The sequence below is a fragment of the Pseudomonas subflava genome, assembly GCF_023823685.1.
GTDB classification, from domain to species: domain Bacteria; phylum Pseudomonadota; class Gammaproteobacteria; order Pseudomonadales; family Pseudomonadaceae; genus Aquipseudomonas; species Aquipseudomonas subflava.
In genome coordinates this window covers 548,435-563,365 of the sequence record NZ_JAMXBF010000001.1, presented here as the reverse complement: position 1 = coordinate 563,365, position 14,931 = coordinate 548,435, and the positions used below count along the sequence as shown (strand labels likewise).

13 protein-coding genes are annotated in these 14,931 nt (G+C 67.6%); 9 read left to right on the top strand and 4 right to left on the bottom strand.

The annotated features are described in order from the left end of the window. Window positions 1–3 precede the first annotated feature (3 nt). The 4 genes from NF616_RS02655 (at window position 4) to NF616_RS02640 (ending at window position 3,215) form a co-directional block, all read left to right on the top strand. Complete coding sequence (locus tag NF616_RS02655; RefSeq protein WP_252271489.1) at window positions 4–519, top strand: chemotaxis protein CheW; 516 nt, start codon at window positions 4–6, stop codon at window positions 517–519. Next, window positions 519–1,328, top strand: a complete 810-nt coding sequence (locus NF616_RS02650; RefSeq protein ID WP_252271488.1) for a CheR family methyltransferase — start codon at window positions 519–521, stop codon at window positions 1,326–1,328. Before NF616_RS02655 ends, NF616_RS02650 begins: the two co-directional genes overlap by 1 nt. A gap of 7 nt (window positions 1,329–1,335) precedes the next feature. Beyond that, window positions 1,336–2,415 (top strand): protein-glutamate methylesterase/protein-glutamine glutaminase, encoded by a 1,080-nt coding sequence (locus NF616_RS02645; protein ID WP_252271487.1) that lies wholly within the window; start codon window positions 1,336–1,338, stop codon window positions 2,413–2,415. Between the two features lie 155 nt (window positions 2,416–2,570). Then, a complete protein-coding gene (locus NF616_RS02640) occupies window positions 2,571–3,215 on the top strand; it encodes a response regulator (protein ID WP_252271486.1) in 645 nt (214 codons plus the stop codon). Here NF616_RS02640 and yegS read toward each other — a convergent pair. From yegS to NF616_RS02620, 4 genes are all read right to left on the bottom strand, one after another. Then, complete coding sequence (gene yegS, locus NF616_RS02635; protein WP_252271485.1) at window positions 3,212–4,108, bottom strand: lipid kinase YegS; 897 nt, start codon at window positions 4,106–4,108, stop codon at window positions 3,212–3,214. The genes NF616_RS02640 and yegS overlap by 4 nt on opposite strands. Window positions 4,109–4,193: 85 nt before the next feature. Beyond that, entirely contained in the window at window positions 4,194–5,750 is a 1,557-nt protein-coding gene (locus NF616_RS02630; RefSeq protein WP_252271484.1) for an FGGY-family carbohydrate kinase, read from the bottom strand. An 80-nt stretch (window positions 5,751–5,830) separates the two neighbouring features. Next, window positions 5,831–7,411, bottom strand: a complete 1,581-nt coding sequence (locus tag NF616_RS02625) for a glycerol-3-phosphate dehydrogenase/oxidase (RefSeq protein ID WP_252271483.1) — start codon at window positions 7,409–7,411, stop codon at window positions 5,831–5,833. Between the two features lies 1 nt (window position 7,412). Then, a complete protein-coding gene (locus NF616_RS02620) occupies window positions 7,413–9,011 on the bottom strand; it encodes an FAD-binding oxidoreductase (RefSeq protein ID WP_252271482.1) in 1,599 nt (532 codons plus the stop codon). Window positions 9,012–9,137: 126 nt separating this feature from the next. Between NF616_RS02620 and gliR the strand changes: the two genes are divergently transcribed. The 5 genes from gliR (at window position 9,138) to NF616_RS02595 (ending at window position 14,917) form a co-directional block, all read left to right on the top strand. Next, window positions 9,138–10,169 carry an AraC family transcriptional regulator GliR gene (gliR, locus tag NF616_RS02615; RefSeq protein ID WP_252271481.1) on the top strand — a complete coding sequence of 344 codons (1,032 nt, stop codon included), beginning with the start codon at window positions 9,138–9,140 and terminating at the stop codon, window positions 10,167–10,169. Window positions 10,170–10,315: 146 nt separating this feature from the next. Next, window positions 10,316–11,749 carry an undecaprenyl-phosphate glucose phosphotransferase gene (locus tag NF616_RS02610; RefSeq protein ID WP_252271480.1) on the top strand — a complete coding sequence of 478 codons (1,434 nt, stop codon included), beginning with the start codon at window positions 10,316–10,318 and terminating at the stop codon, window positions 11,747–11,749. Next, the gene (locus NF616_RS02605; RefSeq protein ID WP_252271479.1) at window positions 11,749–13,206 is read left to right on the top strand and encodes a mannose-1-phosphate guanylyltransferase/mannose-6-phosphate isomerase; all 1,458 of its coding nucleotides are present in this window, start codon (window positions 11,749–11,751) and stop codon (window positions 13,204–13,206) included. The genes NF616_RS02610 and NF616_RS02605 overlap by 1 nt, the downstream gene beginning before the upstream one ends. After that, on the top strand, window positions 13,206–14,117 hold the full coding sequence (locus NF616_RS02600; protein WP_252271478.1) for a glycosyltransferase family 2 protein: 912 nt from the start codon (window positions 13,206–13,208) through the stop codon (window positions 14,115–14,117). The genes NF616_RS02605 and NF616_RS02600 overlap by 1 nt, the downstream gene beginning before the upstream one ends. Window positions 14,118–14,146: 29 nt before the next feature. Next, the gene (locus NF616_RS02595; protein WP_252271599.1) at window positions 14,147–14,917 is read left to right on the top strand and encodes a polysaccharide biosynthesis/export family protein; all 771 of its coding nucleotides are present in this window, start codon (window positions 14,147–14,149) and stop codon (window positions 14,915–14,917) included. Window positions 14,918–14,931: the final 14 nt, after the last annotated feature.

Sequence of the window (14,931 nt, the reverse complement as noted above, 5' to 3'; positions counted from 1 at the left end):
CGCATGAACGCCATCAACCCCGTTCCCGGCGACGCGCTCGAAGACAGCGTGCAGCACCTCTCCTTCCGCGTACGCCAGGCGCGCTACGCGCTGCCGATCGAGCTGGTGCGCGAGATCATCGAGTACGGCCAGGTCACGGCCGTGCCGATGATGCCCAGCTTCATCCACGGCGTGATCAACCTGCGCGGCAACGTGGTACCTGTGCTCGACCTGGCGGCGCGCTTCGGCTTCGAGCTGACGACGCCGGGCAAGCGCACCTGCATCGTCATCATCGAGCTGGAACTGGACGGCAACGGCCAGGCCCAGCGCATCGGCCTGGTGGTGGACGCGGTCGACGCGGTGCTCGACATCGACCCGCGCGACGTGGAGCAGGCGCCGCCCTTCGGCACCGGCATCCGCACCGACTTCATCGCCGGCATGGCCCGCGACGAAAGCGGCTTCACCATCATCCTCGACGTGCGCCGGGTGCTGTCGCTGGACGACATCCGCCAGTTGAGCCTGATGCAACAGGCGGGATGATGGCCCACCCGCACCTGCCCAAGCTCTCCGACGGCGAGTTCCGCTACCTCCAGCAGATGATGCTGGAGGTGTCCGGCATCCACATGGCCGACAGTAAGCGCACCCTGGTGGCCGGGCGCCTGATGTCGCGCCTGCGAGCCTTGGACCAGGGCGACTTCTACGAGTACGTCAGTTTCCTGCGCCAACCGGCCAACGAGGACGAGCGCCGCCTGGTGATCGACCTGCTGACCACCAACGAGACCTACTTCTTCCGCGAGCCCCAGCATTTTCATTTCCTCGGCGACTGGGTCGCCGCCCAGCGCGGGCCGTTACACCTGTGGAGCGCCGCCAGCTCGTCCGGTGAGGAGGCCTACAGCATGGCCATGACCCTGGCCGAGCGGGCGCGCACCCAGCATTGGTCGATCTTCGCCAGCGACCTCAGCCTGCGGGTGCTGGATCGGGCGCGTCAGGCCATCTACCCGTTGGAGCAGGCCGCGCAATTCCCCAGTGGCTGGCTGCAACGCCACTGCCTGCGGGGCGTCAACGAACATGCCGGCAACTTCCGCATCGGCCAGCCGCTGCGTCACCGTGTGGCCTTCGCCGAGCTCAACCTGATGCGCGATCTGCCCTCGGAAGTCGGCCCGTTCAACGTCATCTTCCTGCGCAACGTGCTGATCTATTTCGCGGCACCGGACAAGCGCGCCATCGTCCAGCGCCTGATTGGACGCCTGCGCCCGGGCGGCCTGCTGTTCATCGGCCACGCCGAGAGCCTGCACGGTTTCGACCTGCCGCTGCGGGCGCTGCGCCCTTCCGTGTTCGAACGCCAATGAGGTCGTCATGATCAAGGTCTTCATCGTCGACGACTCGGCCCTGGTCCGCCAGGTGCTGACCGCCTGTCTCGACAAGCATCCGGGCATCCACGTCATCGGCCAGGCCGCCGACCCGTTGTTCGCCCTTGAGAAGATGCGCCGGGAATGGCCCGACGTGCTGGTGCTGGACGTGGAGATGCCGCGCATGGATGGCATCACCTTCCTGCGCAAGATCATGGCCGAGCGCCCGACCCCGGCGATCATCTGCTCGACCCTCACCGAGGCGGGTGCCGACGTGACCCTCGAGGCCCTGGCTGCCGGCGCCGTGGGCGTGTTCACCAAGGCGCGCCTGGGCCTGAAGGACAGCCTGCAGCAGATCTCCGGCGACCTGATCAAGCAGATCGAGACCGCCGCCCGCAGCCAGCCGCACGCCATGCCGCGCGCCGCCGCGCCGGCGGCCACCACACCGGCCAGGGAGGCGAAGCCGGCCGCGCCCATGGGCTTCGCCACCACCGACCGGGTGGTGGCCCTGGGCACCTCCACCGGCGGCACCCAGGCGCTGGAAGTGCTGCTGCGCCAGCTGCCGGAGGACTGTCCCGGCATCGTCATCGTCCAGCACATGCCGGAGAAGTTCACCGCCGCCTTCGCCCAGCGCCTGGACAGCGTGTGCCGCATCGAGGTGCGCGAGGCGCGGCACATGGACCGGGTGCGTTCCGGCCTGGCGCTGGTGGCGCCGGGCGGGCGGCACATGCAGCTCAAGCGCAGCGGCGCGCAGTACCTGGTCGAGGTGCTCGACGGCCCGCCGGTGAACCGCCACAAGCCGTCGGTGGACGTGCTGTTCCGCTCCGTGGCGCGCCATGCCGGGCACAACGCCCTGGGCATCATCATGACCGGCATGGGCGACGACGGCGCCCGCGGCCTGCTGGCGATGCGCGAGGCCGGCGCGCGCACCGTGGCCCAGGACGAGGCCAGCTGCGTGGTGTTCGGCATGCCCAAGGAAGCCCTGCGCCTGGGCGCGGCGCAGAGCAGCGAAGCGCTGCAGTACCTGCCGTCGCTGATCGTCCAGTACGGCCGGGCACGACCGCAGGTCGCTTCGGGCGAACCTTGACCGTTCGGACGACTCCCTAGCTGAAACCGCTACCACTCGCCCCGGCGTGGCCAACGGCTACGCGTGTTCGGAATCGGGGCCGACGGGAGGGAACCAGAGATGCACGCCTTTGCGCCCTGCGCCGACTGCCCCGCACCACACGCCAGGAGATGGCGATGAGTCGCCGCCTGCTGCTCGCCGACGATCATGCCCTGATCCGCGTCGGCGTCCGCGCCATGGTCGACGACCTGCCCGACTTCGAGATCGTCGGCGAGGCCGAGGACGGCCAGCAGGTGGTCGAGAAGGCCCGCGAACTGAAGCCGGACATCATCCTGCTGGACATCTCGATGAAGGACGTCAGCGGCCTGGAGGCGCTGCAGCCCCTGGCCGAGGTGGCACCGACCAGCAAGGTGCTGATGCTGTCCATGCACAGCGAGGCCGGCGTGGTGCTGGACGCGCTGCGCCGCGGTGCCCAGGGCTACCTGCTGAAGGATGCGGCGATGGTCGAGCTGCCGCTGGCCCTGCGCGCCATCGACCGTGGCGAGCGCTATCTGAGCTCGGCCATCGCCCAGCCGGTGATCGAGCAGGCCCTGTCCAACGAAAACGCCCGGGCGGACCACGAGCTGACCCAGCGGCAGGTGGAGATTCTCCGGCTGATCACCCGCGGCGCCTCGACCCGCGCCATCGCCGACGGCCTGGGCCTCAGCGTGAAGACGGTGGAGGCCCATCGCGCGCAGATCATGAAGCGCCTCGACATCCACGACGTGCCCGGCTTGGTGCTCTACGCCCTGCGCGAGGGGATCATCAGCACCGACGACTAGCCGCCGAGCAGCGGCGAGATGTTCGGCAGGTGCAGGCGCAGAGCGCCCGGGCGGGCGGCGAAGCGCAGGCGGTGCCCTTCCAGCGGCTCGCCATCGAGGTTGATATCCAGCCCCTCGGGCGCCTCCACCTCCAGCCACGGCAGGCGCGCGCTGACCGACACCGCCTCGAGACCGAGAATGCCACCCGACAGCAGAGTGCCGAGGGTGCCGACCAGGTCCTGCGAGGCCGGCACGATGCAGATGTCCAGCAGGCCGTCGTCGATACAGGCCTGCGGACACATCACATGGCCGCCGCCGGCCTGGCGTCCGTTGCCGATGCCCAGAGCGAGGAAATCCCCTTCCCAACTGAAGTCCGGCCCGCGGAAGCGGCCGAAGGCCGAACGCACCTCGGAGAAACGACGCAGGCCGGTGAGAAAATAGGCGGCGCCGCCGAGCAGGCTCTTGAGTTCTTCCGGGGTATTGGCCGTGACTTTGGAGCCGAAACCGCCGGTGGCCATGTTGAGGAACAGCTGGCCGTCGACCTCGCCCAGATCGATCGACCGCGCCTCGATCCCCAGCAGGGACAGCGCCTCGGCCGGTGCCAACGGAATGCCGGCGGCGCGGGCGAAGTCGTTGGCGGTGCCCAGCGGCAGCAATGCCAGGCTGGCCGTGCCACCGGCCAGCGCCAGGGCCTCGGCCACCTCGCGCAGGGTGCCGTCGCCACCGCCGGCGATCAATGTCGGATAGCCGGCGGCCAGCGCCTCGTCCACCAGCCGCGCCGCGTCGCCGCCTTCCCAGGTCAGGCGCACGCCCAAGTCCCAACCCGCCTCGCGCCAGGCTGCCACGGCGGCGCGCACCTCCTCGTTCTGCGCCTGCTTGCCATGCAGGATCAGCAGTGCCCTTTGCTCGCTCACGGATCGCTCTCCCTCGGCGGTTCATCCGAGTACAGCAGACCGCGGACAACACGTGAAAGTGCCGGCTACCGCTGCGCTTGCCCGGCTAGGCCGGGTAGCCGGTGATCTCGCGAATGCTGCCGTACAGCGGCTTGAGCTGCCGGTACATGCGCAGGTAGACCTCGCGGTACAGGCGCTCGTACACCGCCACCGCCTGCGGGTTGGGCTGGAACACCTTGCCGACGCGAGTCATGGCGGCAATGGCCGTGGGGAAGTCCGGGTGCAGGCCGAGGCCGACAGCGCAGTCGATGGCCGCGCCCAGGCCGGAGGCCTCGTATAGGTGCGGGCGCTCGGCCGGCAGGTTGAAGATATCGGCGGTCAGCTGCATGGCCGCGTCGCTCTGCGAGCCGCCGCCTGAAATGCGCAGGCGCTGGATGCGCGTGCCGGAGCGCTTCTCGATGCGTTCCTTGCCCTGGCGCAGGGCGTAGGCCAGGCCCTCGAGAATCGCGCGGTACAGGTGCGCGCGGGTATGCACGTCGCCAAAACCGATGATCGAGCCCTTGGCCTCCAGCCCGGGCTCGCGGATGCCCGGCGACCAGAACGGCTGCAGCATCAGGCCCATGGAGCCCGGCGGCACACCCTCCACCAGTTCGTCGAACAGGGTCTCGGCGGCCACCCCCAGCTCCAGGCCGCGCTGACGCTCGGCATGGCCGAACTGCTCCTTGAACCAGCTGACCATCCAGAAACCGCGGAACACCATGACCTCGGTGTTGTAGTGGTCGGGAATCGCCGCCGGGTACGGCGGGATCAGCGGGATGGTCTCCAGATACTTGGCGCGCGTGGTGTTGATGGTCGCCGTGGTGCCGTAGGACAGGCACGCGGTGCTCGGCTCCACGCCGCCGGCGCCGATCACCTCGCAGGCCTTGTCGGAGGCGGCGGCGATCAGCGGCAGGCCCTCGGGGATGCCCGTGTGCCGGCTGGCCTCGGCACTGATGCTGCCGATGCGCTCACCCGGCTTGACCAGCTCCGGCAGCATGTCCGGGCGCACCGGGATGGCCTGCCACTTCCAGTCGCTGGGTTTGGCCCAGCACAGGCGCTTGTAGTCGAACGGCAGGTAGGCCACGCAGCTGCCCACCGAGTCGGCGAAGCGGCCGCAGAGGCGATGGGTGAGGAAGCCCGAGAGCAGCAGAAACTTGTGCGTACGCGCCCAGATCTCCGGCTGCTGCTGGGTGATCCAGTTGGCCTCGGCCTGGCTGCGGAAATAGTCGATGGTCTCTTCTTCGCGGATCAGCTTGAACAGCCAGCCCCATGGCCCGGTGATGCGGCCCTCGACCTCGGCGCGGCGCTGATCGAGCCAGAGGATGGCCGGGCGTAGCGGTTTGCCGGCCTCGTCGACGTTGATCAGGGTGCCGCGCTGGGTGGTCAGCGACACCCCGGCGATCCGGCTCTTGTCGATATCGACGCTGGCCCACAGCTGGCGGCACGCCTCACCGAGGCTGGCCCAGTAGTACTCCGGGTCCTGCTCGGCCCAGCCGGGGTGCTCGGAGTAATAGGGTTCGAGCTCCACCTTGCCCTTGCCGACCAGATTGCCGGCCAGGTCGAAGAGCAGCGCGCGCACGCTCTGGGTGCCGTTGTCGATGGCCAGCAGATAGCGTTCGGTCAACTCACAGTCCTCGAGTAGGGTGCGCCGCGCGCACCAGCCGGATGGTCACGGTGCGCAGGGCCTTGGCGGCCCCGCGCACTCTACGAGCGGGGCAGGCTGTAGCAGCTGCGCCACAGCTCCAGATAGCGTTGTTGTTGTTGTTCCCAGCGCGCATCGCTCCAGCCCAGGCGTGGCTGGCACAGAACGCGGATGCGCGGCATCTCGGCCGCGGCGCCGTTCGGCAGCAGCAGGCCGATGCGGGTGCGGCGCAGCAGCAGGTCGTCCAGCTGCAGCACCAGCTCGTTGTCGCAGGCCAGGGCCAGCTCGGCCCAGAGCGCGTTGCTGGTGCCGACGCATTCATTGCCCAGCTCGCCGATCAGCTCGGCCAGACGCGGTAGCGCATGACCATGGCGCCCAGCCAGGCGGCGCCGCTGGCTCAGGCACAGGTCAGGCAGTGCCACTTGCGGCGGCGCGCGGAAAACCGCCTGGCCGATGTCCGCCACCTCGCGCCCGAGCATCGGCGCACAGGCGCGCAGCACCTCCAGCGCCAGCAGGCGGAAGGTGGTCAGCTTGCCGCCGGCCAGGGTCACGCAGCCGGGCTCGATCCACAGGGCATGCTCGCGTTTCTCGTCCGAAGGCTTCCTGTTCAAGCCCTCCTCTGCTCTGACCACCGGGCGCACGCCGGCCCAGGTCGACAGCACATCGATGCGGCCGACGCCGGCACGGGGGAAGACGCTGGCGCAGGCCGCCAGCAGGTATTCGACCTCGGCATCAGTGATTCGCGCATCGCGGCTCAGCGCCTCGTCGTGGTCCAGGTCGGTGGTGCCGACTACCGTGGCGGCTTCCCAGGGAAATACGAAGACCGGCCTGCCATCCTCCGGGTGCATGAAGCTGATGGCCTGGGCCACCGGCAGGCGCCAGGCCGGCAGCAGCAGGTGGCTGCCGCGCAGCGGGCGGATGTGTTCCAGGCCGGTCTTCTTGCGCAGCTCATCGGCCCAGGCGCCAGTGGCCTGGGCCACGGCGCGGGCGCGGAACGCGAAGCGCCGACCGCTCTCGCTGTCCTCGGCGACCAGGCCGTTCACTCGTGCGCCGTCGCGGCTCAGCTCGATCACGCGCATGCCATTGAGCGCCTCGCCGCCTTCGGCCCGCGCCTCGCCCAGCACGCGCATCACCAGGCGCGCATCGTCGGTGACGGCGTCGGTAAACAGGGTGCCGCCGAGCAGCCCGGTGTCGTTCAGGCCCGGCGCCAGGTAGCGCAGCTCGCCGGTCGGGTGATAGCGGTGCAGGCGCTGGCCGGCCAGGGCGTCGTAGACGCCGAGCAGGCCGCCGAACACCCTGGGCCCGGGGAACTTGCCGCGGTAGTGGGGGAACAGGAACGGTAGCGGATCGACCAGGCCCGGGGCCTCGCCGAGCAGGCGCTGGCGCTCGCGCACCGAGTCGCGGGTCAGGCCCAGCTGGCCCTTGGCGATGTAGCGCAGGCCGCCGTGGACCATCTTCGACGAACGACTGGAGGTGCCCCAGGCGAAGTCGCGCTGCTCCAGCAGCAGGCAGCTCCAGCCACGCCGCGCCGCCTCGCGCAGGATGCCGGCGCCACTGATGCCGCCGCCGACGACGATCAGGTCCCAGTCGCGCGCCGCCAGCTCGGGCAGCGCCGCCTCGCGCCACTGCGCGTTCCAGCTCATCTCAGTCTTCCAGCAATACGCCCGGTGCCAAACGGCTTTCGGGATCGAAGTGCTGCGCCATGGCCTTGATCGCTGCCATGCCCAGCTCACCCTTCTCCGCCGCCAAGTACGGCGCATGGTCGCGGCCGACGCCGTGCTGGTGGCTGATGGTGCCGCGGTTGGCGGCGATGGTCTGGCTGGCCGCGTGCTTGAGCTTGCTCCAGCGCGCCAGGGTCTGCTCGTAACTGGTGCCCGGGCGGAACACGTAGGTGGTGTAGATGCTCGAGCCCTGGCCGTAGACGTGCGACAGGTGGGTGAACACGTGAACCCGCTCGCCCTCCTCCGCCAGGCCCTGACGCAGGCTGGCCTCGACCTGGTTCAGCAGGTGGTCGACGTTGTTCCAGTCGGTGGCGGTTTCCAGGGTGTCCACCGCGTAGCCGGCCTCCCACAGGCCGTGGCGCAGGTAGGGGAAACGGAAGCGATTCTCCGCCCACTTCTTGCCCAGCAAGGTGCCGGTGAACACGCCGCCGAAGCCCTTCAGCAGCTTTTTCGCCTGCTTCACCGACAGGGCGTTCTGGCCGCGGTTGCCGGTGACGCCGAAGGTCAGCATGCATTTGCCGGTGCGGGCGCCGCGCAGGGCCAGGTATTTCTCCAGCAGCGCGATCTGCTCGGGGTGGCCGGCCAGGGCCAGCTGGGTCTCGGTCTCGATGGCGTTGGACAGGCGCAGCATGGACAGCGGGATACGTGCCTGCACCAGCGCGCGGATGCCGGCCAGGGCCTGCTGCCAGCTGGGCAGGAACACGGCGAAGAACTTCTCCTGCTCGGCCAGCTTGGTCACCCGCACCTTAACCTCGGAGATCACGCCGAAGCGGCCCTCGCTGCCGAGGATCAGCTCGCGCAGATCCGGCCCCGCGGCCGAGGCCGGGAAGGTCGGGATGTCCAGGGTGCCGGCGAAGGTCTCGACCTTGCCGCCGGCGAACAGCTGCTCGATGCGTCCGTAACGCAGCGACTGCTGACCGCTGGAGCGGCTGGCGACCCAGCCGCCGAGGGTGGACAGCTCCCAGGACTGCGGGAAGTGGCCGAGAGTGTAGCCGCGTGCGCGCAGCTGCGCCTCCACCTGCGGGCCGTTGGCGCCGGGGCCGAAGGTGGCGATCTGGCTTTGCTCGTCGAGGTCGAGCAGCTGGGTCATGCGCTCCAGCGACAGGGTCAGCACCGGCTTCTCGGACTCGACCGGGTTGATATGCCCGGCCACCGAGGTGCCGCCGCCGTAGGGAATGACGATGGCGTCCTGCTGCCTGGCCCAGGACAGCAGCTCGCGGATCTGCGCGGCGGTTTCCGGCAGGGCCACGCCATCGGGGAACACGCCGAACTCGCCGGAGCGCATGGCCAGCCAGTCCGGCAGGCTCTGGCCGCGGGCGTGGCGCACGCGCATCTCGGCGTCCACGCAGACCAGCGGATGGCGCACGCCCAGACGCGACGCCGGCACCCGCGCCAGCACCTGTTCCAGGCTGGCATCCGGCAGGCGCCGGCCCGCGCCGACCAGCCCCTCGAGGAAGGCCGCGCCATGTGCCGGCAGCTCCACCGCGGTCGCCTCGTCGCCCCATCCGTTCCAACGTCGCATGCTTGCTTCCCGCCTATTCCGGTCATTCTCGATGGCTGCCTATACTAGCCAGCCGCCCGCTCCGGTCACTGTCGTATCGGGACAGGCGCTGTCGCCAATCAAGCCAAGCAGAACAACAAGAACATTATGCTGACCCTCGGCTATACCTCCGTCCCCGCCCTGCTCAAATACCTGCGCCATGCCGAACAGCTCGGCCTGGACATGGAGGCCGCGCGCGCCGCCGCCGGCGTGACGCTCGAGGACCTGGCCGACAATGGCCGGCGTATCCCCAGCGAGGCGCACGAGCGGTTGCTGGCGCACCTGATAAAGGTCTCGGGCGACCCGCTGTTCGGCCTGCACTCGGCTCGCCACGTGCAGCCAGGCTCCTGGAGCGTGCTCGGCTACATCACCATGAACTGCGCCACGCTCGGCGAGGCGATGAGCCGCATCGTGCCGTACGAGAAGCTGGTCGGCGACATGGGCACCAGCCGGGTGGAGATGGCCGGCGACCATGTGCGGCTGATCTGGAACTGCCGCCACGAGAGCGCCGGCATCCGCCGTCACATGGTGGAGAACGTGCTGGCCTCGTGGATGCTCTACGCGCGCTGGATCGCCGAGATGGACAAGTCACCGCGCGAGGTGTGGTTCGAGCACGAGTGCCCCGCCGAGGCGCCGCTGGCGGACTATGAGGAAGTGTTCGGCTGCCCGGTACTGTTCGGTCAGCCCTGCAACGCCCTGCTGGTTCCGCTGGACTATCTGGCCATTCCCCTGCGCCAGGCCGACGCCAACCTGTTGCGTACCCTGGAAGAACACGCGCTGACCATGATGGCCGGCCTCGACGACAACGAGCCGCTGCCGCTGCGGGTAAAGAACGCCCTGCGCCTGCTGCTCAAAGACGGCCTGCCGCGCAAGGAGCGCGTGGCGGAGAAATTCCACATGACGGTGCGCACCCTGCAGCGTCATCTGCAGCAGTCCGGTACCAGCTATCAGGAAATCCTAGATCAGCTGCGTCAGGAGCTGGCCGAGCACTACCTGCTGCGCAGCGATCTGGCAGTGCAGGACATCGCCAGCTACCTTGGTTTTACCGAGTCCCGATCGTTTCATCGCAGCTTCAAGACATGGACCGGGATGACGCCGGGTGCCTACCGGCAGAAATATCAAAAGGCCATTAGTTTTTAATTGCTGCCAGCACGATCTTCGTGATCCAATCGACAAAAAAGCGGCGACCATTAGCGTCAAGAAAATAATCGCCAATAGTTTGACCAACCAAACCCCGTCGACTACCGATTTAGTGGCCACTGCCGGGCCGACCGGGAGAGTTATTTTTGCGAGCGCAATCCACCGAAAGCCTGCTCTTGTCCAAGCCGGGCTTCGTTCAGTACTTCATCGCCTTCACCCGTTTGCTCCACGGCTTCACCTCCGTCTTGCCCGGGTTCGCCCTGCTGTGGATGCTCGACGGCGGCATCGCCGATCAGCGCTACCATTTCGCACTGCTGGTGTTCTTCGGCCTGATCACGGTGCTGGTATTCCAGGCCGGCGGCGTCTACAACGACGACTTGTTCAGCAAGCGGCTGCGCTTTCGCCTGATGTTCTTCAGTTGGCTGGCGGCCTTCTCGGTGCTGGTGTTCATGCACCAGGTGCTGGGCCTGTTCGCTTTCCTCTCCCCGCAGCAGCTACTGCTGTGGTTCCTCGCCGGCCTGACGCTGTACGGCGCCGAGCGCCTGCTGCTGCAGGCCATCCTGCGCCACTTCATCCGCCAGGGGCGGCACCTGCAGAACGCGGTGATTCTCGGCGGTACCGAGAACGGCGAGCGCATCGCCGAATACATGCGCCGCAACGGCGATATCCGCCTCGGCATCATCGGTTTCATCGACGACCGCCTCAGCCGCGTCAACGGTGAGCTGGCCGAACTGCCGGTACTGGGCGATTCCAAGACCCTCGAGCAGCTGATCCGCGAGGAGCGCGTGCAGCAGGTACTGGTAGCGCTGCCCTGGTCGGCGGAGAACCGCATCGGCCATATCGTCAGCCGCCTGCGCCGCCTGCCGGTCAGCGTGCTGCTGGCACCGGACATGCTGGCCCTGCGTCATGCCCACAATCGCATCACCGAGGTGGCCGGGCTGCCGATGTTCAATGCCTCCGAGCTGCCGCTGCGCGGCTGGTCGCCGCTGATCAAGCGCATCGAGGACCTGATCCTGGCCGGCCTCGCGCTGATCGCCGTGGCGCCACTGATGCTGCTGATCGCCATCGCCATCAAGCTGGATTCGCCCGGCCCGGTGCTGTTCCGGCAGAAGCGCTACGGCTACAACAACCGGCTGATCGAGGTGTACAAGTTCCGCTCGATGTACCACCAGATGGCCGACGCCAATGCCGAGCGCCAGACCGTGCGCGGCGATGCCCGCATCACGCGGGTCGGTGCCTTCATCCGGCGCAGCAGCATCGACGAGCTGCCGCAGCTGTTCAACGTCCTGCTCGGCAGCATGTCGATGGTCGGCCCCCGTCCCCATGCCACGGCCACCAAGGCCGCCGGCGTGCTCTTCGAGGACGCGGTGGAGGCCTATAGCGCGCGTCACCGGGTCAAGCCGGGCATCACCGGCTGGGCACAGATCAACGGCTACCGCGGCGAGACCGACACGCTGGAGAAGATCGAGCGGCGCATCGAGTTCGACCTGGAATACATCGAGCACTGGTCGGTCTGGTTCGACCTCTACATCCTCTTTCGCACCGTTCCGGCACTGGTCTTTACCAAGGAGGCCTACTGATGAGCATCCTGACCCCCTGCATCGTCGCCGGCGGGGCCGGAACTCGTCTCTGGCCGGTCTCCCGCGAGGCGCGACCCAAGCCGTTCATGCGCCTGCCCGACGGCGAGAGCCTGCTGCAGAAGACATTCCTGCGCGCCAGCCGCCTGCCGGGTGTGAACCGCGTGCTGACGGTGACCAACCGCGAACTGGTGTTCGGCACCCAGGATGACTATCGAGCCGTCAACGCCGGCCAGCTGCCGCTGGACTTCCTGCTCGAGCCCTGCGGTCGCAACACCGCGCCCGCCATCGCCGTCGCCGCCCTGCACGCCCAGCGCGAATATGGCGATGACGTGCAATTGCTGATCCTGCCGGCGGACCACCTGATCGGCGACGAAACGGCCTTCGCCGCCGCCGTGGCGCAGGCGCGCACGCTGGCCACCGCCGGTTATCTGGTGACCTTCGGCATACAGCCGACGCACGCCGAAACCGGCTACGGCTACATCGAAGCGGGCGAGGCGCTGGCGCAGGGCGGCCAGCGTGCGCAGCGCTTCGTCGAGAAGCCCGACGCCGCTACCGCCCAGCAGTATGTCGACGGTGGCCGCCACCTGTGGAACGCCGGCATGTTCTGCCTGCAGGTGGACACGCTGCTGGCCGAGCTGGCGCGCTGCGCGCCGGACGTGCTGGAGACGGCGCGCGTCAGCCTGGAAAGCGCCAGCGCCATGCGCGGCAGCGACTGCGTGCAGTGCGAACTGTCCGGCGAGACCTTCTCCCTGACGCCGGACATCTCCATCGACTACGCGCTGATGGAGCGCTCGGACAAGGTGGCCGTGGTGCCCTGCGACCTGGGCTGGAGCGACATCGGCTCCTGGCACGCCATGCGCGGCCTGTCGGCGACCGACGAGGCCGGCAACCAGGTGAACGGCGAGGCGATCCTGCACGAAGTCAGCAACTGCTTCATCGACAGCCGCGACCGCCTGGTCGGCGCGGTGGGCGTGCACGACCTGATCGTGGTCGACACCCCCGACGCCCTGCTGATCGCCGACGCCCGGCGCAGCCAGGACGTCAAGCACATCGCCCTGGAACTCAAGCGCCGGGGCCACGAGGCGTACCGTCTGCACCGCACGGTGAACCGCCCCTGGGGCACCTACAGCGTCATCGAAGAAGGCTCCAACTTCAAGATCAAGCGCATCGTGGTGCGTTCCGGCGCATCGCTGTCGCTGCAGATGCATCACCACCGCAGCGAGCACTGGATCGTGGTCAAGGGCATGGCCAGGGTGGTCAACGGCGAGCGCGACTTCCTCCTGGACACCAACCAGTCCACCTTCATCCCCGCGGGCCACAGCCATCGCCTGAGCAACCCGGGCATCATCGACCTGGTGATGATCGAGGTGCAGAGCGGCGAGTACCTGGGTGAAGACGACATCGTGCGTTTCGACGACATCTACGGCCGCGTCGCGAGTACCGAGACCAAGCCCTGATGCGGACCGCGCTGATCATTCCGACCCGCAACGCCGGCAGCCACCTCGACCGGCTGCTGCCCGCGCTTGCCGCGCAGACGTTGCGACCGGACGAGTTCCTGGTCGTCGACAGTGGCTCGCGTGACGAAACGGCCGCGCGCTGCCGCGCAGCCGGTGCGCGTGTCGAAGTGATCGATCCCGCCACCTTCAATCACGGCGGCACCCGCGGCTGGGCAGCGAGCCAAGTCGAAGCCGACGTACTGATCTATCTGACCCAGGACGCCATCCCCGCCGACCCACAAGCGTTGCAGCGGTTGCGCGACGAGCTGCTCTCGGAGCCCGACATCGGCGTGGCCTACGGCCGCCAGCTGCCGCACCCGCACGCGGGCCTGCTCGGCGCCCAGTCGCGCCACTTCAATTATCCGCCGCAGGGCCGCACCAAGCGCCTCGCCGACGCCGCCGAACTGGGCATCAAGACCTGCTTCAGCTCCGACTCCTTCGCCGCCTACCGACGCGAGGCGCTGCGGGCCGTGGGCGGATTCCCCGAGGACGTGATTGGCAGCGAGGACGCCTACGTGGCCGGCAAGATGCTGCTCGCCGGCTACGCCGTGCGCTACGCCGCCAGCGCCCGCGTCGAGCATTCGCACGATTATCGGCTGGCGGAGGAGTTTCGCCGTTACTTCGATATCGGCGTGTTTTACGGGCGAGAGAATTGGATCCACCACGCGTTTGGCTCGGCCGGTGGGGAAGGAAAGCGCTATGTAAGAGCCGAACTCCAAGCGGTGCGTGCCGCAGGCGCCTATCAACGAATACCTGAAGTCTTTTTACGCAGTGCATTGAAGCTACTGGGTTATCAGATCGGGCGTCGGGAGCGTTTTCTCGACGTCAAGTTGAAACGCCGACTCAGCATGTTCCCAGGCTATTGGAAGTGAAGATAATGTTTTTTAAGAAAGCTCCTGCAATAAAAGCACTTTTACTGCTGTTGCTGGCACTGGGTCTCACAGCCTGTACCACCCCCGCTCGCATCAGCCTGCCGGACTCCGATACCATGGAAGCCGGCCAAGCCGCCGCACGCACTCTTGCCGACCTGCCCCCGGTGGAAGAGCGTATTTATCCCGGCGATGTGTTGCGCATTGTCCGAAATAGCGGCGAAACCCCGACGATTTCAGCGTTTACGGCCAACTCCATCTACGAACTCACCCTTTATACCGTGATGAACGACGGCAGCTTCTCGTACCCGTTCATCGGCAAGGTACAGGCGGCAGGCAAGACGCCCGAGCAACTGAGCGACGAGCTTCAAGAGCGAATGACGCCGTACTACCGGGAGCCGGGAGTTACCGTGAATATCAACCAAGCGCCGGGGAATACCGTCTTCGTAGGAGGCTCGGTGCGCAATCCACAACCCTATTCGACCAACGTCGCGACCACATTGGAGCGGGCCATCATTGCGGCTGGGGGGGTCATGCCGAACGCCGATAGCCGCCACGTCGCCCTCCTACGCTCTGACGCTAGCGGTCGTTATAAAACCTATTTCGTCGACTTCAGCAAGCTTCTCCATGGTGGACAGCAGGGCCGGCAGGCCATCGCCCTGCAGCGCGGCGATGTCGTATTCATACCCAAATCGGGCGTGGGCGACCGGATAGAAGGTGTCGATCTGTATCTCAACCAGTTGATCCCCTTTACCAAATCAATCGGTATCGGCGCCAACTATGACCTGCGTAACAACAACTGACCGTTAGCGAAGAG